This is a genomic window from Vibrio penaeicida (genome assembly GCF_019977755.1).
GTDB lineage: Bacteria > Pseudomonadota > Gammaproteobacteria > Enterobacterales > Vibrionaceae > Vibrio > Vibrio penaeicida.
Window position 1 is genome coordinate 2,005,388 of sequence record NZ_AP025145.1, and the last position, 22,260, is coordinate 2,027,647.

19 protein-coding genes are annotated in these 22,260 nt (G+C 44.7%); 9 read left to right on the forward strand and 10 right to left on the reverse strand.

All coding sequences use genetic code 11. The annotated features are described in order from the left end of the window. Positions 1-28: 28 nt before the first annotated feature. The 4 genes from tssC to LDO37_RS27245 all read right to left on the reverse strand — a co-directional run bounded on the left by tssC (position 29) and on the right by LDO37_RS27245 (position 4,043). A complete protein-coding gene (tssC, locus tag LDO37_RS27230) occupies positions 29-1,507 on the reverse strand; it encodes a type VI secretion system contractile sheath large subunit (protein ID WP_101111593.1) in 1,479 nt (492 codons plus the stop codon). Further along, positions 1,507-2,016, reverse strand: a complete 510-nt coding sequence (tssB, locus tag LDO37_RS27235) for a type VI secretion system contractile sheath small subunit (RefSeq protein ID WP_101111594.1) — start codon at positions 2,014-2,016, stop codon at positions 1,507-1,509. Before tssB ends, tssC begins: the two co-directional genes overlap by 1 nt. A gap of 75 nt (positions 2,017-2,091) precedes the next feature. After that, positions 2,092-2,625 (reverse strand): Hcp family type VI secretion system effector, encoded by a 534-nt coding sequence (locus tag LDO37_RS27240; protein ID WP_101111595.1) that lies wholly within the window; start codon positions 2,623-2,625, stop codon positions 2,092-2,094. Between the two features lie 26 nt (positions 2,626-2,651). Then, positions 2,652-4,043: a type VI secretion system protein TssA gene (locus tag LDO37_RS27245; protein ID WP_126607390.1), complete on the reverse strand. Its 1,392-nt coding sequence runs from the start codon at positions 4,041-4,043 to the stop codon at positions 2,652-2,654. 668 nt (positions 4,044-4,711) lie between these two features. Between LDO37_RS27245 and LDO37_RS27250 the strand changes: the two genes are divergently transcribed. Genes LDO37_RS27250 through LDO37_RS27260 form a run of 3 tightly spaced genes read left to right on the forward strand, consistent with a single transcriptional unit; the run spans position 4,712 to position 7,574 of the window. After that, positions 4,712-6,703 (forward strand): type VI secretion system Vgr family protein, encoded by a 1,992-nt coding sequence (locus LDO37_RS27250; protein WP_185829948.1) that lies wholly within the window; start codon positions 4,712-4,714, stop codon positions 6,701-6,703. Next, entirely contained in the window at positions 6,703-7,266 is a 564-nt protein-coding gene (locus LDO37_RS27255; protein ID WP_126610050.1) for a DUF6931 family protein, read from the forward strand. Before LDO37_RS27250 ends, LDO37_RS27255 begins: the two co-directional genes overlap by 1 nt. A gap of 11 nt (positions 7,267-7,277) precedes the next feature. Next, entirely contained in the window at positions 7,278-7,574 is a 297-nt protein-coding gene (locus tag LDO37_RS27260) for a PAAR domain-containing protein (RefSeq protein WP_126610049.1), read from the forward strand. 33 nt (positions 7,575-7,607) lie between these two features. Here LDO37_RS27260 and LDO37_RS27265 read toward each other — a convergent pair whose 3' ends face one another. The 3 genes from LDO37_RS27265 to LDO37_RS27275 form a co-directional block, all read right to left on the reverse strand. Further along, positions 7,608-8,003 (reverse strand): hypothetical protein, encoded by a 396-nt coding sequence (locus LDO37_RS27265; RefSeq protein ID WP_126610048.1) that lies wholly within the window; start codon positions 8,001-8,003, stop codon positions 7,608-7,610. A 68-nt stretch (positions 8,004-8,071) separates the two neighbouring features. Further along, positions 8,072-9,949, reverse strand: coding sequence for a S8 family serine peptidase (locus LDO37_RS27270; RefSeq protein ID WP_126610047.1), 1,878 nt, complete (start codon positions 9,947-9,949; stop codon positions 8,072-8,074). 355 nt (positions 9,950-10,304) lie between these two features. Next, on the reverse strand, positions 10,305-12,200 hold the full coding sequence (locus LDO37_RS27275) for a sigma-54-dependent Fis family transcriptional regulator (protein WP_126610046.1): 1,896 nt from the start codon (positions 12,198-12,200) through the stop codon (positions 10,305-10,307). Positions 12,201-12,546: 346 nt separating this feature from the next. Here LDO37_RS27275 and LDO37_RS27280 point away from each other — a divergent pair, with 346 nt between their 5' ends. From LDO37_RS27280 to LDO37_RS27305, 6 genes are all read left to right on the forward strand, one after another. Then, complete coding sequence (locus LDO37_RS27280) at positions 12,547-13,635, forward strand: ABC transporter ATP-binding protein (RefSeq protein ID WP_101111603.1); 1,089 nt, start codon at positions 12,547-12,549, stop codon at positions 13,633-13,635. A 5-nt stretch (positions 13,636-13,640) separates the two neighbouring features. After that, the gene (locus LDO37_RS27285; protein WP_126608550.1) at positions 13,641-14,744 is read left to right on the forward strand and encodes an ABC transporter ATP-binding protein; all 1,104 of its coding nucleotides are present in this window, start codon (positions 13,641-13,643) and stop codon (positions 14,742-14,744) included. Continuing rightward, positions 14,741-15,604 carry a carbohydrate ABC transporter permease gene (locus LDO37_RS27290; protein WP_101111605.1) on the forward strand — a complete coding sequence of 288 codons (864 nt, stop codon included), beginning with the start codon at positions 14,741-14,743 and terminating at the stop codon, positions 15,602-15,604. The genes LDO37_RS27285 and LDO37_RS27290 overlap by 4 nt, the downstream gene beginning before the upstream one ends. 11 nt (positions 15,605-15,615) lie before the next feature. Further along, positions 15,616-16,416 carry a carbohydrate ABC transporter permease gene (locus LDO37_RS27295; protein WP_126608549.1) on the forward strand — a complete coding sequence of 267 codons (801 nt, stop codon included), beginning with the start codon at positions 15,616-15,618 and terminating at the stop codon, positions 16,414-16,416. Positions 16,417-16,427: 11 nt separating this feature from the next. Next, the gene (locus tag LDO37_RS27300) at positions 16,428-16,700 is read left to right on the forward strand and encodes a DUF2160 domain-containing protein (protein WP_101111607.1); all 273 of its coding nucleotides are present in this window, start codon (positions 16,428-16,430) and stop codon (positions 16,698-16,700) included. Between the two features lie 80 nt (positions 16,701-16,780). After that, positions 16,781-18,502, forward strand: coding sequence for an ABC transporter substrate-binding protein (locus tag LDO37_RS27305; RefSeq protein WP_126608548.1), 1,722 nt, complete (start codon positions 16,781-16,783; stop codon positions 18,500-18,502). A 135-nt stretch (positions 18,503-18,637) separates the two neighbouring features. Here LDO37_RS27305 and LDO37_RS27310 read toward each other — a convergent pair whose 3' ends face one another. The 3 genes from LDO37_RS27310 to LDO37_RS27320 are packed head-to-tail and all read right to left on the reverse strand — an operon-like array spanning position 18,638 to position 22,248. After that, positions 18,638-20,380: a toxin-activating lysine-acyltransferase gene (locus LDO37_RS27310; RefSeq protein ID WP_126608547.1), complete on the reverse strand. Its 1,743-nt coding sequence runs from the start codon at positions 20,378-20,380 to the stop codon at positions 18,638-18,640. Continuing rightward, entirely contained in the window at positions 20,370-20,810 is a 441-nt protein-coding gene (locus tag LDO37_RS27315) for a toxin-activating lysine-acyltransferase (protein WP_126608546.1), read from the reverse strand. Before LDO37_RS27315 ends, LDO37_RS27310 begins: the two co-directional genes overlap by 11 nt. Further along, positions 20,803-22,248, reverse strand: a complete 1,446-nt coding sequence (locus LDO37_RS27320; protein WP_126608545.1) for a protein adenylyltransferase SelO family protein — start codon at positions 22,246-22,248, stop codon at positions 20,803-20,805. Before LDO37_RS27320 ends, LDO37_RS27315 begins: the two co-directional genes overlap by 8 nt. Positions 22,249-22,260: the final 12 nt, after the last annotated feature.

The following is a 22,260-nucleotide window of genomic DNA, read 5'->3' on the forward strand; positions in this document are numbered from 1 at the left end:
CATTCGGGGACAATGTCCCCGAATGGGATTAACCAGGAATGTTGGCGACCATGCGAAGCGAGGTCGTCAGTTCTTCCATTTGCAACCATGGGCGCAAGTAGGCGACAGCTGAGTAAGAACCTGGGCGACCAGCTTGCTCTTCTACCGTAACTTTTGCTTCAACAAGTGGATGTGTGGCTTTTGCGTCATTGCCGATGGCATTCGGGTTGACGTACTGGTTGATCCAAGAGCTCAGCTCTTTCTCAACATCGTTTGGATCAAGGTTTGAACCAATGCGATCACGCCCCATAACTTTCAGGTATTGTGCGATGCGGCTACTCGCCATGGTGTATGGCAAGCGCGCTGAAATAGCCGCGTTGGCTGTCGCGTCTGGATCAGTGTAAGTCTTTGGTTTGTGAGCTGTTTGAGCACCCATGAACACAGCGTAATTTGTGTTCTTGTAGTGCACTAATGGTAAGAAACCAAGGTCGCTCAGCTCTTTCTCACGCTCATCCGTTAGGTTTACCTCGGTTGGGCATTGCTGCAGAAGGTCGCCCGCATCAGAGAAGTGCGTGAAGTTTGGTAGGTTCTCTACTTTACCGCCATTCTCTGTACCACGAATTGCTGTGCACCAGCCGTATTTCGTGTAGGCCTGAGTCATAAGAAGACCGAATTCGTATGCCGCGTTGCTCCATACAAAATCGTTGTCTGAAGAAACGATCTGCTGACCGTTGTCACGAGTTTGAAGCTCTTCAAACGCGAATGACTTAACCGGTACCGTTTCTGAACCGTATGGCAAACGAGCCATGGTTTTTGGCAGCGTTAGAGCCACGTAACGAGCGTCGTCGCTTTCACGGAATGCGTTCCAGCTCGCGTAAGCTGGAGAATCGAAACCAGCCGCAACAGGCTTACCTTCAGCAAAGCTACCAAACGAGTTAAAGTCGAACATGCCTGCGTTGGCAGCCGCAACAAATGGCGCGTGAGAGGCAGAAGCCACTTCACCCATGTAACGCAATAGCGCGATGTCTTCATCGCCGTAACCAAATTCGTAGTCACCAAGCAGTGCACCGTATGGTTGACCACCTGCTGTACCAAATTCTTCTTGATACACCATGTTGAAGAAACGGCTGCGATCGATCGCTGGAGCATCTTCAAATTGTTCTAGCAATTCGTCTTTGGTGTAATCAACCAGTTTGATTTTTAGATCAGGACCTAATTCACTGTTTTTAACCAGCTTCTGAAGCCCCAACCACGAGCCTTCTATTTTCTGAAACTCGTTGTTTTGCATAACGGATGAAAGCTGCTCAGAGATTTTGCTGTCTAATGCGCTGATCGCTTTTTCAATAGTTAAGGTTAGGTTTTTATCCCAAGTCACCGTGCCTTCAAGCGCCTGAGAAGTCATGATACTCAATAGCTCTTTGGTGGTATCAACAGGCGTTTGCGCCGTTGCACTGATCGCGCGATCTAAAAAGCTTTGTGCCGTTTCCGCTTCGCCTGCACCTTGTGCTGCTTGTTGTTCTACAGACATTATTCCGCTCCCTCTTTGTTCAGACCCAGTTCTTCAGCCAAACCATTGATGGCGTCCGCACTTTGCAGAACTTCTTTCAACAGACGCTCGAGATCTCTTGAACGATCAGCTTTGCTTAATAAGACTTTCAGCTGCTCACGGGTTTTCACAAGCTGCTTGAGTGGGTCGATCTGTTCAACCAAGTTCTCTGGGTGGAAATCTTTCATCGAGCGGAAGCTCAGATTCACTTCAAACTGGCTGTCGTCGTTTGCAAGCTTGTTGTCCACTTTGTAAGAAAGGCGCGGATGAATTTGCCCCATTACCGTATCGAAGTTGTCTTTATCGATACCTGTAAATTCGCGCTCTTCAAGATCCACTTTTTCAGATTCTGGTTTGTGACCGGAGAAGTCACCAATTACACCAACAACAAACGGCAGTTCTTTGGTCTCTACAGCGCCATTCGTTTCAACATCGTAAGTGATACTAACGCGGTTTTTGCTGACGCGTTTATGTTGTGAATTCAATGCCATAACGGTGTCCTAAAATGAGATATTTCATAAAAAAGACACGCCACAAAAGAGTGGCATGTCTTAGGGATGGGAGGATTACTTACCAGATGTCATTTTTCCGGCTGGAATATCGTAAGTTACAACACCACCACTCGTACTAATATCACCACCTTCAGTTTCGTAGTTGTGCTTCTGAGAAATTGATGTGTAAGAAAGAGATAAGCTCTCGTATGGTTGAGAACCGTCAGTACCGCTTACGTTGTAAGTCACAAGACGTGCTTTCTCGAGTTTCACCTGAAAATATACATCCACACCTTGACCATCGTTAGACGGCTTAGTGAATGCAACTTCAACGGTTTTTCCTTCTTTACCTGGGTTGAATAGGTAGCAAAGTAGATCTTCAGATGCACCATCAACTTCTTTGGTTACGCTTACTTCACTAACGCCAACCATGCCAGAATCAGCATTCGTTGCATTACCAATATCCATGGACACGTTACGAGCACCGCCCCAAGAGTAAGAGTTAATTGCAAACCAACCCTCATTAGTTCCTTCAGCGGTCTTTAGATCTTTCATTGTTGCCGCACCTTCAACTTGAAGCCCAGCAACACGCATGTAAATACTTGCCATGATTTTTCCTTATTTATAAAAAACGATTACCAACTCAGAGCCGACGAAGCGGATGCTTTAGGTTCGTTATCTTGTTTAGATGGGGTATCAGCAGGGGAAGTCTGTGATACATGCTCTTCGACATCTGGCTGCTCAGAAACGGGAGGAGCAGCTTGAGGTGCCGGTGTGTTTTTAATGTCATCCGTCGGGGTACTCACCTCCGGCAACAAGATCTGATCGAGATGATTTAGCCCGGCGGAATTAAAAATTGTGCTCAAGGAGTCGCTGTTTTGCTCCGACATCATTTCTTGCAGCAGTTCCGGCAGAGAGAGGTATCCCCATCGAATCGCTTTTTCTAGCAAGAAAGAAATTGGGCTGTGTGGCTCGCTCTGGCGAAAATAATCAGAAATCTCTCGCAATAAATGAAATGCCAGATCTCGATTCATGTTGTTCACGTTGCCTAATTCGGAAAGGTTGTCCGCGCGTAACTGCTGCGGGGCAACATGAGCAGGTTCAGTTGATGTGAGAGCGTTGCTGGATGAAGGTATGTTTTGAGCTACAGAAGCGGTGTTTTCCTGTGCTACGGATTCTTCTATCTCTAACGCTGCCACTTTGGGCTCTGTTTTTGCCGTAAGCTTGATGCCGCTTAAATGCACAAGAGCGTTTTCAACACGTGTGAGCAGTGATTTGGCGAACTTGAAGTTCGCTCCTTGTGTACTCACGCTTTGCGCATAGGTTGCAACTGATGCAGACAGACGGTCCAACTGAGCGATACATCGAGCAACGTTCTCCAATTTGGATTGAATTGCCGAGCGCTCTTGTGCAACGGTGGTCGATAATGAAGACTTAAGTTGGCTTATTTCACCTTTGCGTTCTGCACTTTGAAAATCAAAGAATGTCACACTTCCAACCAATGGAAGTTGCAACATAGGTGCATAAAGAATCGAGCTTTCTTCGCTATCTCCCACCAATTGGAAAAACGCCTTCACCTTGGCTTCTGCCTGTTCAGCGGCTTGCGCTTTCTCACCTTCCGATTTCAGCTTTTCTATCGGAAGTACGGGGTTTAGCGCTGCCCAATGATTTTCAACCAAGTCTGCCAACCATTCTAGGCTGTTTGCTGCGCTCTCTATCGTTTCATCAAGAAGAAATTGCGCAGCAACAAACCAAGAAATTAGCTCTATATCCCTGGTTGTATGGGAAAATTGTTCTAGCAGAGTATTTGACAGAGCTTGCCAGCTCGCCACACATGCTTCTTCTAGGGCTTCTTTCTCCTCAGCACTTGGGTTTTGGCTAAGTTTACGCAGCGATGTTTGAGCCACGTTAAATTCATTTCTCAAAGGACGAAATGCACTTTTGTTGAGTTTCAGGAACACACCGCATGCTAAATCGTCGCTAATCGGAGTAGAAAGTTGCTCAATTTGATGCTTTAAAAATGGCATGTTTTCCTGCTTTATTATTGCTCAATCAATAGTTCTGTTTACTTAAAAAACATAGGGACGAAACGTTATAATATTGCTCACCCTTCGCTAGCGCATTCAATGACAGTAAACAACCGAACGAGTTTGTTTGGCTGTTCATTTAATTGGGGTAAATAACATTTCGCTAATATAGAATTCTATAAGTGATATTTTTATAAACTGAGTGAAGAGTATATATTTGAGCTAGATTTTAAAAAGACCTATTTACGTCAAATTTAGACGGGGTTTAGGTCACAATCATATTAAAAGCCAAATTAAAAATAATACAGATACCAATTAAACACCTGTTTATAAAGGACTTATAACAAAAAAGCATTAAAGAAAACCTAAATAAAATATATCTTAAACACAGCCCTTAAAGTCTTACATTCAACAAGGGATTAATGTTTATTTTTTTCAACCACCCTTTAAATATAAGGGGGTTAATCGATTACATAGGAATTACCTATTAAATTAAAAGTTAATTCCTATTGAATTAATCATGAACTCACAATAAATTAGAAAATATATAAAAATAAAAATGTCTAAAACACCTATTAGTATAGATGTCAATTTTATTTAATCATTTTAAGCGCCCACCCTTTAAACAATTCAAGAATTTTGTTTATTTAATAGTGATTTAAGTGAATATGAGCAACAGCGAATTAAAGCACCAAAGTCGTTCCCTAATAGCAAAACTATCAGACAACAAAAATTACATCGTCACTCAATTAATTGGCGAGGAGCGTGTTTCTGAGGGGTACCTTTTCTCATTGTCTATCGCTGCGAACTCAGAAATTGATGTGAAAGTTTTGGGTAAATCGGTCAGCGTTACTTTCAACCAACCGTCTGGCAAACGCTACTTTACTGGCCTGTGCAGCTCCCTTCAATTCACAGGTCACAGCCGAGAAAAACAACAGTTTTACTATCAAGTAGAAATGGTTGATCCATTCAAGCTATTGACTTATCGACGCAGTCGCCAAGTCTTTCAAAACATGACGACTAAGCAAATTATCGAAAAATTGCTCGGCGAATCTGAACTGAAAAGCTTTGTTCAATTCTCAGTATCAGGCAGTGGGAAGAAACACGAATATTGCGTGCAGCTCGACGAAACCGACCAAGCCTTTATCCTTAGATTACTGGCGAATGAAGGTTGGCTCTTTTATGTACGTCATCAATCCAGTAAGCCATTGGTCGTCATCGGTGATTCTAACCAACGTTTCGAGAAGTTGACTCATTCAGCCCTAAGCTATCAAGAAGGGGGCAACAAGGCACTGCCCACTTTATCTACGTGGAGCCAGTCCTACCAAATTGGTACGGGGAAAGTGTCGTTAGCAGACCACACACAAGCACTAGCGGAAAAGTTTGAAAGTGGTGAAAGAAAAAGTGCCGAAAGCTACGCTTCCACAGCCCTTTCTCAGGAGCTTTTCGCTTACGGATTAGAAAACAAAAATGAAGCTCGCGATGCAGCAAAAAGACAAATGGAAGCCTTAGATCTCCAAAAATCAGCTTCGCATTCAGCCTCGAACATCGCAGAACTGGCGTGTGGATATAAATTCAAACTAGAAAACCACCCGCTGAAATCGATGAATCAGGAATACGTAATTTCCCGTATCTCTCATCAAATTTCGAGCGAAGAGTCGCATGGTGACATCAGCTACAACAATCAATTTACTTGCATCCCTGATTCTTTGGCGTTTCGTCCAGAACGTCGTGAAAAACCGCGAGTTCATAGCCTGCATACCGCGGTTGTAACCGGCCCTAAAGGCGAAGAAATTTATTGCGATAAAATCGGTCGTGTGAAGGTACAGTTTCACTGGGATAGAAACGGAAAGAACGATGAAAATAGTTCGTGTTGGCTCCCCGTTTCTCAAGAATTGGCAAGCAAAGGATTTGGGACACAGTTTACGCCTCGAGTGGGTGATGAAGTCTTGGTCCAATACATTGATGGCGACCCAGATCGCCCTGTCATCACTGGCTCCCTTTACAACAAAAACAATGCCGCGCCTTACAGTTCAGGTTCCCAAAGTGGCATCAGAACCCGTTCTACTCCGAAAGGAGGCAGTAAACAAGGTAACGAGCTTCGCTTTGAAGATAAAAAAGACAAAGAACAGGTTTTACTACGTGCCGAAAAAGACTGGGTACTGGACATTAACAATGACAGCCAATCCACCATCAAGGGTATGAAAACGACCAAAGTCGAAAAAAGCGTGTCGGTGTCTGCCAAAGAAGACATCACGATAGAAAGCGAGAAAAAGCTTACTGCCAAAAGTAAAGACAACTGGACAGGTGACAGCAACAAAGATCTGAGCCTGAATGCCGGTTCAAACGTGAACGTGTCCGCTAAATCCACAGTGAGTGTCGACGGCAGCCAAGTTTCAATTACAGGAAAAAGCAAGATTGAATTGAAAGTTGGAGCAAGCAAGATCGAAATCAGCGCGAGTGGTATCAAGATTGAAGCACCCCAGGTATCCGTTTGCGGAAAGGCGAAAGCTGAAATGAAGGCGGCAATGGTCAGCGTAGAAGGTCAGGGCAAAGCTGATATTAAAGCGGCACTGGTTTCAGTAAACGGCAGTGCAATGACGCAGATTAAAGCGGGTGCTATGGTTCAGATTCAAGGTGCGATTGCGAAGGTAAACTAATGACGTTAATAAAAATTCCGCACCAACATGTAAAAGATATTTTGGATCTGTATGAACCCAACGACGCATTCGCTGAACTGGCAAATAAGCACACGACATCAATAAAACTGATTTCTCACGCTATGGAGCAAGAGTTATTCGCTGATGCAGTCACTTTTTTGGCCCATGCCCTGCCCGTTCGCGAATCTATATGGTGGTCGGTCACTTGCGCTTCTTCACTCTCCCACTGGAATGAAGACGAAGCCAATGCCATTCGTGCTGCCAAAGCTTGGGTACACACCCCTGATGAAACCAGCCGCCGATTCGCCGAACAGATGGCAGATAAAGCGAGTTTGGAAAACGGTGCTGGCTGGGCAGCGCAAGCTGCATTTTGGAGTGGTGGCAGTATGATTAAACCGGAAGATCCAATGGTCCCGCCGCCACCGTATTTGTATGCACAAGCGGTAGCGGGCAGCATCAATCTTTCTGCGGTTCTGCCTGATGGAGAACAAGCAAAGGAGCGCTACCACATTTTTGTAGAGATGGGATTAAACATCGCATCCGGTGGAAACGGACAAGTTTAGGAGGAAATACCATGTTGCCAGCAGCAAGAGCCACAGACATGCACTTATGCCCAATGCAAACGCCTGCCCCTGTACCTATCCCTCATGTTGGTGGACCACTACTTCCATTACCAACAACGGTTTTGATAGGGAATTTACCCGCAGCAACAATGGGGCAGGTATGCGTTTGTGTAGGGCCACCAGACAGCGTTGTTAAAGGCAGCGCCACGGTGTTGATTAACAACAAACCTGCAGCTCGAACGGGGGATACAACCGCGCATGGTGGGGTAATTATAATGGGTATGCCAACGGTCCTCATTGGAGGTTAAGAGATATCCAAATGTGCTAGGTGATCTGTTTGATCATGGCTGAAACGGGTTGGCATCTTCATGCATTTCTCGTTTCGGCACGGGTTCTATGTAATTTACACAAGGTTCACCAGCAACATTATTCACTTGTTCTGATCTCATCTTCACTATGAACACGTTGTCGTGAATCAGCTCACTGAGCACGTCAATCTCTTTGGCTTTCAGTTTTGAAAAAACATCCCCTTTACAGTGAGTTGAGAACTTAACGTAGTATTTCTTTAGCTGTTTACTGCTGTCTTTGTTACCGCTGTCTTTGTCATAGCTCTCTTGATGACTGTTTTCTTTGCCATAGCTTTCTTGGTCATTATTTATCGAATTATGAGCGCTCGCGGTTACGACGTTCATCAACAACCCGATAGCAATCATTCCTAGCTTAAGATACTGACTCAATATGTTTTCCACCTAATCAAGGTATTGGGTAAAAAAATAAAGTGCCTCCGAAGAGGCACTGAAGCTATTTACAAATTACATACGTGTGACCAGCTGTTGTCACTTCCTGGTACTGAACGTGTCCACCAAATTGCTTGGTAAACCGCACCATTGTGAACAAGCTTGTCGCCACCAGCTGCATGGTTGGGATTACCTGCCCAATCTACTTGCGGCCAATCAGGGTAAACATTCACGCCCGTCGCATCACAAGCAGTCGGATCGGGAATTGGCTCACCGCCATTACAACCAAGATCTAAGTACTCTTTTGCCGCTACAGCATTGACCAAACCGTGACCAGTGCGGTTGTCTTTACCTGCTACGTCAATATCCGTTGCTGTTTTGGCAAGTGCTTTACGAATATCTGCTGCGGTACATTGCGGGTGGTAACTCCAAACAAGTGCCGCGACACCGGCAACATGTGGCGTCGCCATTGATGTACCGTTGTAGTATTGGTAGTCCTCACCTTTAGTTACGCTAACCGTAATAGGCTGGCCCACCGACCCTGCAAGCTCTTGGCCAAGCATACGGTCTACAGAAACTGAAACAATAGGCGCTTCGTTTTTCTCGTCGACCAAGAATGGGTTTTGAAGCCCTGTCAGTTCAGTATTACTGTAGACAATCGCAGCTGATGCACCTGCAGTGTTACACGCTTTTACCGCATTGATTTCTGGGCGATACGTGCCTTTTTGGTTTTCGATTCGTTCAACCAAACACACCTTGTTTTTCATATCACCACAAACGTATTTACCGGTGCTGATATCACACGCTGCTAAAGCTAGCGTCTGAGAACCATCGATTGGGGTAGGCACAAATTTAGACTGTGCATTTTTGATATAGCGGTTGTGTGGAACAATGCCACGAGCATAGAAGCTTTGCCCGTTAAGCTGGATATCCGCCAATATCCCTTCACCCATGGTCACTGTAGACAAGACGGATACACCCGGTGCAGATACCTCCACTTGATTGGTCGCTTGTGAGAAATCGGCATGATCAAGTGCCGTATCTACTGCGGCGACGGAAACAACCGAGTCGTAAGAAGCTGGGTAGCTGTGTGCTGTATTACCGGCGTTACCTGCCGCAGCAATGAGCAGAACACCATTTTTCTGATGACGGCTAAATGCCGCTTTCTCTGTTGCGTTTGAGCGCTTACCCCCCAAGCTCATGTTCACAACGTTCGCCCCGTTGCTTGCACAGGTATCAATGGCTTTTACAAGATCGGAAGAATACGCCCACCTGCCGTCTTTAAAGACCTTAACAATGTGCAAATTCACATTTTGGTTCGGCATCACGCCCACCACACCTGCATTATTTGCAATGGCTGCGATCGTACCCGCAACGTGTGTACCATGCGCGTTACCTGCACCGGGGATACTCCAATCGCCTGTACCTGTGTCGTTGGTGCCTGTTACTTGGTTAGTCGCCAAATCATTGTGCGCAACATCGTATCCTGAATCGATAATACAAACCGTACGATTACCCGCATTAGTATCAGCAAGCAAAGTAGCACCTACCGAATCTTGCCCCCATGGCGTGACTTCACTGAGCAGGAATCTAGGCTCGTCAATTTCCACATACTCAACATCTAGATTTTGCTGAAGGGATTTAAGACCAGTGTCGTTTAATTCAACACTGTAGATTGAACGGTTACCGAGTTTATCGATCTGTTGTGCGTTAACACGATCCAATACAGACTCTTGAATCATTCGTGCACCTGAAAACGGGCTTAGTCCATATTTTTCAGGGGTGCTTGAAAGGTCATTCTTAAACTTGACTAAATATTTTACTGGCAGCTCTGCCTCTGAATTACCACTAAATTCATCGGCTACAACATAGCTGGAAGTGAACATCGCCAAAGCCAACACTGTGGGTTTGAAAATCCCGATATTTTTCTTGTGTAACTTCATCATTTACTCATTTCCTTAATAATAAGCATTTATGCAAATCGCTCTTGAAGGCGTCCTATAAGATGCTTTCCAAAAGCTGACCCGCTATAAGTCAACGCTTACAATTTGAGCAAATAATTTATAAATTTAAATTCAATGCAATGGATTGCACTCACTCTTTCAACATTTTCAGTTAACATTAAAAAATTAAACAGAATGCCTTATAATTCAATATGTTAATAGCGATATTCTGCTTATGCATTCAATTTCATTACATAAAACCACACAACTCAAATGGATTAATAAGAACCAAAACGATCAAATAGAAGCCACAAAACAATCAAACAAACCACAAACTGTTCACAAGATAGTCAGTAGCTCATTTTAAACCACTTTCCCTTAGGCGTTTGTATAACGTATTTCGGCTAATATTTAGCTCTTTCGCGGTTTTAGAAATATTGCGATTCATCCGTTCATAAGCTTCCAACCAGTCTTCTTTTTCTTTGAGTTCGTTTTCGCCGATTAACTCATTGTTAGGTGCAATAAAGGGGCGAATATTCGACTCTTGCTGTGTATTGATATGAACATCGGATAAGAAGTCATCGGGCAGATCATCAACTTGTATGGCATCGGGTTCCGCCATAGCAAGGGCGATCTGAATCACACTTACCATTTGACGAATATTGCCTGGCCAAGGGTGAGATTTGAACAAAGACAGTACTTCCATTGAAATCTGCCCAGGTTGTTCATTGGAAGAGAATTTACTCAGTAGGTATTGGACTAACGCGTCTTTATCTGTTCGCTCACGCAGCGGTGGCAAAGTAATGTTTAGCCCAGAAACTCGGTAGTATAAATCTTGGCGAAATTTCCCAGCTTCCACGTCTTGTTTGAGGTGTCGGTTGGTGGCAGACACCAGTTTGAAATCGACAGGGTAAGATGTGGTTGAACCAAGGGGAGTCACTTTTCTTTCTTGGAGAACACGTAACAAGCGAGCTTGCACATTGAGCGGCATATCTCCGAGTTCGTCTAGGAATAACGTACCTTTATCGGCTTTTCGAATCAACCCGATATACCCTTTTGTGTGCGCCCCCGTAAACGCGCCTTTTTCGTATCCAAACAATTCGGATTCGACCAATTCAGAAGGGATCGCCGCGCAGTTTACTGCAATTAACGGGGCACTCGCCCGCTCACTAGAAAGATGAAGCGCGTTAACAAACACTTCTTTACCCACACCTGTTTCACCATTAATCAAAATAGGAATGTCGGTGTTCAGGATCTTGCTGGATTGTGTGATTGCCTTCGACAACCTTGGGTCGCCCATGTTTAAACGATCCAAGTCCAATACATCGTCTTTCGCGACGCCTTTAACGGAGGAGGGTTTAGGTACATTGCGAAAATCCAACGAACGACCTTTGGGGATCTTGGGTGGCATCACGATGCCATGAAAGTTGAAATTGTGCTTTGAGCGCAAAACCAGTGGAGTATAAGCAGGGTGAGCAAGCAATTGATCCATTCGAACATCAAATAATTGATCGAGATTTTGCAGCGCTAAGTCACAACCGAGCACCACTTCTGCACGTCGGTTTGCCGACACGATTGTCCCTTGCTCATTGAATACAAGGAGCGAAGACCATTGACTATCAATGTTCTCTTCACTGGTGTTGAACCAAAACAAAAAATGATCAGAGTTAAAGCGCGACACAATCAACTGATTTTCGATAGCTTGTGACATCAGCTTTACCATGCCAAGCGTATGGGCTGTGGGCATGTAGGTATCACTGGAAATCGACAGCACTCCAGTCATGCGTCTTTCAGCATCAAACAGAGGCGCAGCAGACCCAGTCATAAAACGATTTGATGCGAGGAAGTGTTCATCATGAAAGACTTGAACAATAGAACCTGTTTCCAGTGCCGTGCCTATCGCATTCGTCCCAATAAGCCCCTCTTGCCAATGAACACCATGATCAAACACATGAGGCTGGTTTTCTTGGAAGAAGCGCTGCTCCCCCCAGCTACTGAGTACTTGCCCCGTCGTGTCTGCCAGCATCACTAGGCAATTACTGTTGGATAGAAGATTGTCATAAAAAGGCAGCACTTTTTGCTGCGTCGTTTGCAGCAGCCCATGGTGTTTATCCAGCGAGAGACCAAAGTCCGATTCGCTGCTCATTTCTATTTGTGGGGTGCTGGTATGCGCCAGCCCAGCATCGCGGCAACGTCGCCACGAGCTCTCTATGATCGACTGATGGGAACGATCATTGTTTTTATATTCGTCCATGAAATCCACATATACAGCTAAGCAAAAGCTCGAAAGTGCGAGCAAAAATGTTCGAAAACGAAAGTAATGTTCAATCAGTGTTCAACTCAAATTAGCACAAACTGAACACTTTGAACACATTTCGTTAACAAATGTGATCTTGCACTGTTAACACTAAAATCCGCTAAATCTCATAAAGTTAAAGTGATAATTCTATTAATTCATTGTTTATTCAAGAGTTAAAGTGTTTAAAACGGTCAATATTTTCGTTTAACAACAAATTGGCACATTTCTAGCAATAACGAACATTATCGAAAATTTTTTGTATCCAAGAATTAGACATAATTTCGAAGTTAAGGAGAACTTAGTGTCATTAACACTTGAGCAGGTAAGCAAAATTGTGGACAACGAAGTCCACATCAATGAAGCCAGCCTCACGTTTGAACCGGGGTCGTTTAACGTCCTGCTGGGGAGAACGCTCGCAGGTAAAACTTCATTGATGCGATTAATCGCTGGGTTGGATAAGCCCACATCCGGAAGAATTCTGGTCAATGGTGTCGACGTAACAGGCATGCCTGTACGTGAGCGCAATATTTCTATGGTCTACCAGCAATTCATTAACTACCCCAATCTAACCGTATTTGAGAACATCGCTTCACCTTTACGTTTGGCTGGCATGGCGGAGAAGGAAATTCAGGAACGTGTTCACGCCACCGCCGATATGCTGCGCATTACCGATTTCTTAAAGCGAGTGCCTTTAGAACTTTCAGGGGGTCAACAACAGCGTACCGCTATGGCAAGGGCTCTAGTGAAAGACGCTGAAATCATTTTATTTGATGAACCCTTAGTCAACCTCGACTACAAGTTGCGCGAAGAATTGCGCCAAGAGATGCGAGAACTTTTCCAAACTCGCCATACCATTGCAATTTATGCCACGACAGAACCAAACGAAGCGCTTGCGCTAGGTGGAACCACCACCATTTTGCATGAAGGCAGTGTGGTGCAATCGGGTAACACAGCGGAGGTTTATCACAAGCCTAGCTCGGTAGAATCCGCAACCTTGTTCAGCGAACCACCTATTAACCTTATGCCTGGCAAAGTCACCGACAGCGAAGTGTGTTTTGATGAAAAAGCCCACTTCCCACTTAACCAGTCTTTAAAACACCTTGGGCAAGGGGAGTACATTTTTGGTATTCGCCCAAGCCACCTCAGCTTACTGCCTAAAAACGATGACGACATCGAGCTATCTGTTCAGGTAGAAGTCGCCGAGATCAGCGGATCGGAAACGTTCCTTCACGTGTGCAATAACCATTTTGAAATGGTGCTGCATTTACCCGGTGTACACAGTTATGACGTTGATGAATCCATCAAGATTTACATCCCTATTCATAAGTTTTACGTGTTCGGCATGGATGAAGAATTGATCCATGCCCCTAGTCATCATCTTCTGGGGTAATTGAAATGGTTCAGATAACTCTAAATGCGTTAGCGCATACTTACGACAAAAAGAAAGGACCGGATTCAACGTACGCGATCCAAGAAATGACGCACACTTGGCACCAAGGTGGCGCATTTGCCTTACTTGGCCCATCGGGTTGCGGTAAATCCACGTTGTTGAACATTATCTCTGGCTTGATGAGTCCATCCGACGGCGAAGTGCTGTTTGATGGTGTAAAGGTGAACGACATTCCACCGCAAGACAGAAACATCGCACAAGTTTTCCAGTTTCCGGTGATTTACGACACCATGTCGGTGTACGACAACTTGGCATTCCCTCTTCGTAATATGAAAGTGAATAGCGCCAAAATTCACTCTAAAGTGACCGAAATAGCTGAGATCCTAGAACTCACCCCCGTTCTGAAAAAACGAGCAGAGCACCTTACAGCGGATGAAAAACAAAAAGTATCCATGGGTCGCGGGCTGGTTCGGGATGATGTTTCCGCGATTTTGTTCGATGAGCCACTCACGGTTATCGACCCGCAATTGAAGTGGAAACTTCGCCGTAAACTCAAGCAGATCCACCAGCAATTCAACATTACCATGGTTTATGTTACCCATGATCAGCTCGAAGCCTCGACCTTTGCCGACAAAATTGCGGTGATGTACGAAGGGCAAATTGTGCAATTTGGTACACCACGTGAACTGTTCGAAAAACCCAACCATACGTTTGTGGGCTACTTCATTGGCAGCCCCGGCATGAACCTTATTGAAGTGATTCCAACAGAGCATGGTGTGCGTTTCGACGACATTGACCTCCCACTTTCTAGCTCCCTTCTAGAAAAGGTTCAAAGCGCCAACACCCATAACATCAAGATCGGCATTCGCCCTGAATTTGTACACGTGTGGGAGAAAGAAAACAGCTCTGCCATTAGAAGTGAGGTTTCCCATGTGGAAGACCTTGGTACTTACAAAATTCTTACGCTCAAAGTCGGTAATCAAGAAGTGAAAGCGCGCTTACAGGAAGACCAACCTGTTCCTGTGAATGTCGCGTATATCAGCTTTCCTGAGCAATGGACCATGGTGTATTTGGATGAATTTTTAATTGGCGAGAGGGAAAACTCATGAACAAGGTGAACAACAACAAAGCCTGGTTTTTAGTGTTGCCAGTATTCCTTCTGGTGGCTTTTAGTGCGGTCGTACCTTTAATGACGGTCGTGAACTATTCATTGCAGGATATTTTTGATGCCAATACTGCCTACTTTGTAGGGACAGAATGGTACAAAGAGATGCTGAACGACGAGCGTCTTCAAGGGGCTTTGTTTCGTCAGTTTGGATTTTCATTCGCCATTTTAATGATTGAAGTCCCACTTGGAATCATGGTGGCGCTAGCGATGCCAGCAAAAGGCAGAGGCTCAGTTTTTTGCTTAATCGTACTAGCGCTACCCCTCCTCATCCCGCTTAATGTTGTAGGCACCATTTGGCAGATATTCGGCCGTGCCGATATCGGCTTGTTTGGGTGGGCACTCACCAGTCTAGGCGTCGACTATAACTACGCAGGTAATCCAGTTGATGCTTGGTTCACTGTGCTCCTTATGGATGTATGGCATTGGACATCGCTGATTGCCCTACTTTGCTATTCGGGCTTGCGCGCCATTCCAGATGCGTACTACCAAGCTGCGCGTATCGACCGCGCTTCTAATTGGGCTATTTTCCGATTCATTCAGCTGCCGAAGCTAAAGAGCGTTCTGTTGATTGGGGTTCTGATCCGCTTTATGGACAGCTTCATGATCTACACCGAACCATTTGTTCTAACAGGTGGTGGCCCTGGTAACTCTACAACGTTCCTTAGCCAAGCACTCACTAAAATGGCCATTGGCCAGTTCGATATTGGTCCAGCTGCGGCGTTCTCCATTATCTATTTCCTAATTATCTTGCTGGTGAGTTGGTTGTTCTACACCGCAATGACGCACACAGAGAACAAGTAGAGGATTGAATCATGACTAAATCAAAACTATTCGGCCTCATCGCATACGTGATATTTCTGCTGCTGCCGATTTATTGGTTACTCAATATGTCGTTCAAAGAGAATCAGGAGATTCTGAGCGGTTTGAGCTTCTTCCCTGAAAATTGGACGTTTCGTAATTATCAGGTGATCTTCGAAGACCCAAGCTGGTACATGGGATACATCAACTCCATCATCTACGTGGTGATGAATATGTGTATCACGCTTGCCGTCGCCTTACCTGCTGCGTATGCATTTTCACGCTATCGCTTTGTTGGCGACAAACACCTGTTTTTCTGGTTACTAACCAACAGAATGGCACCACCTGCGGTTTTCTTGTTGCCATTCTTCCAGCTGTATTCATCGGTTGGGCTGTTTGACACCCATATAGCCGTCGCACTCGCACACTGTCTGTTTAACGTGCCGTTAGCGGTTTGGATTCTTGAAGGGTTTATGTCGAGCGTACCTCGTGAAATCGATGAAACTGCCTACATCGACGGTTACACCTTCCCGAAATTCTTCGTCAAAATTTTCTTACCGATGATTCGCTCGGGAATTGGGGTTTCCGCCTTCTTCTGCTTCATGTTCAGTTGGGTCGAGTTGCTCTTAGCAAGAACGCTCACCTCGGTCGATGCTAAACCGATCTCTGCAGTGATGACCCGAACCGTAAGTGCCTCGGGTATTGATTGGGGCGTATTAGCGGCTGCGGGTGTGCTCACCATTCTACCGGGCATCTTAGTAATTTGGTTTGTGCGTAACCACGTGGCGAAAGGCTTCGCCCTCGGACGAGTTTAAGGAGAAACAACATGAACTGGATGGCATGGACTACTCCATCAGCACTGTTTTTTACAGGGATCGCCTTGATCCTTATCACTATGACAATTTTGGAAATCAAATACCCGTGTGTAGAGCGCAAAGGCTTTTTGCCTATTTCAACTACACGTGGCGACAGACTTTTTATTGGGTTACTGAGCGGAGCTTTCATTCATTTGGGGTTCGTTGGGCTTAGTGAAATCAATATTTGGGTGCCTTTTACTGTCTCTGTAATTTGGCTATGTACCGTACTGAAATGGGGATGATGACGCGATAAGCATACGTAAAGGTATGTAAAAACATAACGTTATAACGTGAAATATATAAATAACAGGAGTTATTAGTAATGCAAAAGGATATGAAGAAAACCTACTTAGGACGTTGTATGTCTCTGGCTCTGCTGATGACAGCCGTGTCACCAATGGCGTCTGCCGATATGGCAGCGGCAAAGAAGTGGCTGGAGTCTGAATTTACGCCATCGACCCTTTCTGTTGATAAGCAACAGGAAGAAATGCAATGGTTCATTGATGCCGCTCAGCCTTTTAAAGGCATGGAGATCAATGTTGCTTCCGAAACCATTACCACTCACGAGTACGAAGCGAAAGTCTTGGCGAAAGCGTTCTACGAGATCACAGGAATCAAAGTTAACCATGACTTGATCCAAGAAGGTGATGTTGTAGAAAAGCTGCAAACCCAAATGCAAACAGGTCGTAACATTTACGATGCGTACGTCAACGACTCCGACTTGATTGGTACACACTTTCGTTACGGTAAAGTGGTCCCTATCAGTGATTTCATTGCGGGTGAAGGCGCTGTGGTAACCAACCCAATGCTGGATCTGAAAGACTTTATCGGTCTGAGCTTTACCACAGGACCAGACGGCAAAATATACCAACTTCCAGACCAACAGTTTGCCAACCTTTACTGGTTCCGTGCCGACTGGTTTGAGCGCGAAGATTTGAAAGCCAAATTTAAAGACGCTTACGGTTATGAGCTGGGTGTTCCGCTTAACTGGTCAGCATACGAAGACATCGCTGAGTTCTTTACGGACAAAGTAAAAACCATCGATGGCGAGCCTGTATACGGCCATATGGATTACGGTAAAAAAGACCCATCTTTAGGTTGGCGTTTCACCGATTCATGGTTCTCCATGGCGGGTGCCGGTGACAAAGGCATTCCAAATGGATTACCTGTCGATGAGTGGGGCATTCGTATTGAAGGCTGTCAGCCTGTTGGTTCTGATGTGTCTCGCGGTGGTGCAACGAATGGTCCTGCAGCCGTTTACGCAACGACTAAATACGTAGACTGGTTGAAGAAGTACGCGCCACCAGAAGCTCAAGGTATGACCTTTGGTGAAGCGGGCCCAGTTCCGGCACAAGGTTCTATCGCACAGCAAATCTTCTGGTATACCGCCTTTACTGCGGATATGACCAAACCGGGCTTGCCAGTGGTGAACGAAGACGGCACACCAAAATGGCGCATGGCACCTTCGCCACGTGGTCCATACTGGGAAGACGGTATGAAGCTGGGTTACCAAGATGCAGGTTCTTGGACCTTCTTGAACAGCACACCACTTGATCGCCGTAAGGCAGCATGGCTGTACGCGCAGTTTGTTGTGTCTAAATCTGTAAGCTTGAAGAAGACATTGGTTGGTCTAACACCAATTCGTGAATCGGACATCAACTCTCAGGCGATGACAGACGCAGCGCCTAACTTTGGTGGCTTGGTCGAGTTCTACCGCAGTGATGCGCGTAAGCAATGGACACCAACAGGTACAAACGTGCCAGATTATCCAAAACTGGCGCAGCTTTGGTGGCAATACGTTTCTGAAGCAGCAAGCGGTGAGAAAACACCACAAGAAGCACTGAATGGCTTGGCGAAAGCGCAAGACAAAGTACTTCGTCGCCTAGAGCGTAGTAAAGCTCAAGGTGAGTGTGGTCCTAAACTCAACCCAGAAAAAGGCGCAGAATACTGGTTAGCTCAACCGGGTTCTCCAAAAGCCAAACTGGCCAACGAGAAACCACAGGGTAAAACCATGGCATACAAAGATCTGATCGCTTCTAAGTAAGTGGCTTCTAGATAAGTCGCTTCTGAATAAGAAGTTCAGATCACCTAATTTGCTTCTGGCTTAGGGAATCTAGAAGCAAACCAGCCAGCAATGTGTAGGGCGTTGCTGGCTTTTTTTAGAATTCTTACGGGGCTTCTAAACCACACATTCAGATTCTAACTGATGGGCGCGCTTAGATTCTCTTTCGATGTTAAGGAAAAAGTTAACAAACTGATTGAAATCGTAATTCTTACCTTCTTTGAGCAGCGAGGAAGCGAACACCCTTCTTTGTTCGTTTGTCACTTTATCGGACAAAAACACATTGGCTAGATACAGTGCCAGTGGATAGTTTGTACTGTAGCTTACCTTGCTCGAATCGCTATATTGCGCGAGTTGCTCTTTGTAGTCGGAGAGATATTTAGAGCAAGATTCGACGATACTGTCGCCACGAACGCCTTTAACGTAATTATTATCAATAAGGTACTGAGTTAATAACAGCTCCCCCGTTAGCGCTAAGAATTCTTTGATAATCGGTCTATCTTCAATGAGCCCCTCACTTTCCAGCGAATTCATTTCAAAATGAATGGCATGGGAATATTCGTGCGCTAGCGTGAGTGCCGTTGGAACAGAAGCATTGTATGGCGAGTATACGTATATTGGCTGCTTTCTCCCCATGTACTTACAAAACGGTCTATCGATACTGTCTGACAGGGCTCTGGGATCGACATAAACACGTTTATTCAGTGATGACAAATCAAAACTGTTCGACGGAGGCTGGTCGCCACCGACCAGAATTTTTGTCCACGCATCGTTCATCATGTCGATCACTTCGAAATAGCTAAAAGGTAAGAACACCTGCTCTAACTCATAATCCACGTAATCGACTGAATAGTCCTTTGCCAAGCGAGACAGCCCGAGTAACAAATCCATATCAATAGATTGTTCTTGGTGCTTGCTCGGCAGTTGAGCATGCGAAGTTAAGAGAGATGAACATCTCGACATAACCTGTTCAGACTGGGTTGCCATAAGGGTATACGTCTCTCTTGTCTGCGTGTCGTTTCTATCTAGAAGTAACCTCAACTCGTACTTTCTGAGCGTGTCACTTAAGTCAGAATGTATTTCCTGAGCTTGGTGAAGGCTGAGTTCACTTATCGAGTTCAGTTTTTCTAGTTTTCTTAGCATTTTTCTCTTTTGAAAATTGCTTCCTCGAAAAGCGGCCTTTCTTTCATTTCCACCGACCTTCACTCTGTCTGCCAAAGCTACCGAATCAAGTAGAAATACTTCATTCAAAAGGTACTTACACATTTGACTGACCCCACCCCATGGCGCGATCATATCAAAAACAAACAACCGCTCGCCTGAACACCAATCCGCTTGCTCCAACTGTTGAAACTCATTACTGATAGCGCTGTGGCGTTTTTCACTCATTCGTGCCCAGCTTACGACGCCAAAGGGGAAGTCGTTGGAGTCATAAAAAATATGAAAATACGCATTGCAAATTGGTGGGATAACACAAACGGAAATGTACTCGGCCGCTTGATAGTTATGGTGAAGATCAGAGCAAGCCATAAGCTCAAAAAAGTTGCCTAACGCTCGATAAAAGTCATTATCAATATGCACACGTAATGGATTGATTAACCTACTCCAATCTGAAGATGGGTTGACTTCAAAATGTTCAAGTACTTCACCACAAGCAAAGACCTTAAACGACTGTGGTCTCCCTTCATTCGAATACGTTATTTCAACATCCTCATTTTCAGTGGCGCGAGACAGTATCTCGTACAGTTTGCCCAATGAATAATCGGAACTGCCGTCAAGTGTAAAAATGAGCGCGCAGACACCAAGGGTTCTTTGGTAAGACAACGGTTCATTCAGGACTGGAGGGATGCTAACTAACATGACTTACCTCGCGAACCTTAATGTTTCCCTTCTTTCCAAGGTAGCTGATGATATCTCCAGGAAAAAAAGCAGAAGCCATGAATTTTTTTACTGAATCTATCTTGCACTCACTGTTTGATACAAAGTGAGTGACCAAATAATGCTCGCCTTCTTTCCAACCGAGGTAATGGTGCCAATTGGTTAAGGCGCTGACGACGGTTTCTGGCGTATCTAAATCCACTTTTTTCCAGATAAAAAAGGCGACTGGGTGATTATTTTTATTGAAACAGATAAAAATATTATCCATTCGAATAGCAGGCAGTATCTTATTTAAAACATCAAACTGAGTGATATCAATTTCTTTGTCATTATGGGAGAGTATCGCAATCACACAACCAAGCTTATAATAAATATCATTAATACTGTTAGACGCTGTATTTTGGCTAGGCATTGTAATACTCCTTTATTTTATTAGAACGTTTGATCTTATTCTCAAGATATTCAGAGAAAACCGAATGAATATTATCGCTTTTTATCATTTCGGATATTTCCTGTCTGATTAAGTCATAATGCAAATAATCCATATTCAGATTAGATTCGTTGTAGAAACAAAACTTTTGGCGAATGTACTCATCGTATTCCTCACCGCTCTCCGCTAGAATCTCTTTGATATCAAGGAACATGGAATGCTCTAAGGAGTCACTGTCAAAGTCACGATCGGCAAGCTTGCCAAACAGTGTATCAAGTGTATGAAATCCACCCCCTTCGTTATGGTAAGTCACACCATATTTCTCTTTCGCCCCTCCCATTGTTAGATAGCGATAAATATTTTTTGACAACCTCTCGTAAGTGCTTCTCAATGGTGATTGCTCTGTATATTCGAACCCAAAGATAGAGCTAAACCTTAATTGGCATTGGTTTTCAAAGTGCTTATTGAACTTTTCCACATAATCAGAAGACGAAATATTGATGTCTTTTCTGTACCAATTAATCGTATCTATAAAGCCATTAATGGAACTCACTATATTCCGTTGCTCATAAAGAAAACCAGGGTTACCCAGTGACGTCGATATATTTTCGTAGCTTCCTAAAGAAGATATCGTACCAAAATCTAAATATTTCCCGCTGATCCCTATATTTGAAGAAGTTATAGAACCATGACAAATACGGAGTAGACGAGCACAAGCCAACTGTTCCGCGAATCGTTTTACAATGCCGTCCAAAATAGCCTCTAGCGTACCGCTACCAGTATAAATGGATGAACATATCTCTTCGAACTGATCGATTGCTGCTTTTACTCGCAGCGATTCCGACAAGAGCGGTTCGTTTCCTCTCGGCTCAAAATACGGTGACAGCTCAAAATGCCCCATACGCACTTCATTTTCTCTTACTGCTATCGCGTATCGCTCTTCATCATCTAGAATGTTTCCTAAATCGATAATGGCTAAGCACCTCACCGCACCGTGTGGAAGCATCGCGTGGCATACCTCACCCCATAATGCTTCATTGAGCATTTCCGTTAAGCTTGCCATGCCGGTTCGATAGTGATCTGGCGTTATAGAACCGATCAAAGGGGTGGGTCCGATACCTTTGCATTGAAAATCACCCTTGAGCCCAGCTCGACCACCACCACCATTGCCAGCTAGGAGCTGACCGCCGTATCGTTCAGCGTAGAACGTTGATTGATCCGCCTGCTGGTTACTTTCATCGACTGGCAACGTGGAAAAAGAATAGTTGTCTAAAAGCCACGTATCAATGTCATCTATATGGTCTAGACCGTAGTCTCTAATCAAGTCCAAATTTTTCCATGCGACGCTTGCACCATTGACTTTCGATGTCACAAAAGGAACAAGGCTCGTAGTCGGTAAATTAGACATCTTCTCTATCATATTCTGTCCCCT